1 protein-coding gene is annotated in these 949 nt (G+C 62.5%); it reads right to left on the reverse strand.

Going from position 1 to position 949, the window contains the following annotated elements; all coding sequences use genetic code 11:
• Position 1 precedes the first annotated feature (1 nt).
• On the reverse strand, positions 2-949 hold a 948-nt coding region (locus GVY64_RS37030), incomplete at its 5' end, for a replication protein RepA (protein WP_159851356.1).

Below are 949 nucleotides of genomic sequence, written 5' to 3' on the forward strand. Positions count from 1 at the left end.
ACTATTTGCCGCGTTCCAAGGCCAGGAAGCCGGGACTCTTGCGTACGTGAGTGAGGCTGGGGCGCAGCACCAGGCCTGAGTCGGTGACATCCACGTTCGCCTCCTTGTACACCGTTGTCACCTCGGCGAGCCGCTTCTTGAAATCGCGTTTGAACTGGTAGTTGCCCTGCTTGGTGTCGGCCAGCTCGGATCCGAACTGGCCTTTGAGCGAGGCCCACGGCACGGTGGTCTGCTTCTTCAGCCGCGACATGCGGTAGGTCAGCCAGGTGTAGATATCGAGCCGCATCGGTGATTCGCGCAGCAGCATCAGCGCCTGCATGTCCACGGGCACCGGGCGTTCGACGACTTGCTCGAAGAATTCCGGCGACAACCGCACCATGGACTCCATCAGCGACGGCTGGTCATGTTCGGCGCCCGGTTTCCACCACAGGTCATATCCCGACGCCACCGACATCTGGGCGCCCAGCTGCCGGTTCTCGTCGCCGATGTACTCCACAGAGACGGTGGATCGGAAAAGGCGTTCCATCTGCTGCTTGGCGCGTGTGCCGTTGCCATTCTTGCCGCCGGTGGGTAGTTCATGATCCTTGATCAACCCGACTTTGCGCATGAACTCGGTCAGGCTCGCACCGAGTACCAGGTCCCGGCTTTTCGTGCGGACCGCTTCGGTGCTCATCCACGTCAGGACCAGCCGCGGGATGCTGCCGAACGGGTATCCGAGCGAGACTGCCTCGCCGTCCGGGCCGAAAATGACCCCGGGCCGCACGATGAGCTGGGTGTTGCCATTGACCCGCCGCCACGCCGCCGGATTGTTCTTGGGTTCCTTATACGGCAGGGAAGTTTGGGTGAACAGCCTGGCCAGATAACCGATTTCGGGCTCGGCATCCCACAGCTCGACCGCGGCGTTGAAGAAGTCCAGGTCGCTGCGTTTCTGCCGGGGCATGAGGGCCAG

Source organism: Nocardia sp. CY41 (assembly GCF_009829325.1).
In the GTDB taxonomy this organism is placed as follows: Bacteria; Actinomycetota; Actinomycetes; order Mycobacteriales; family Mycobacteriaceae; genus Nocardia.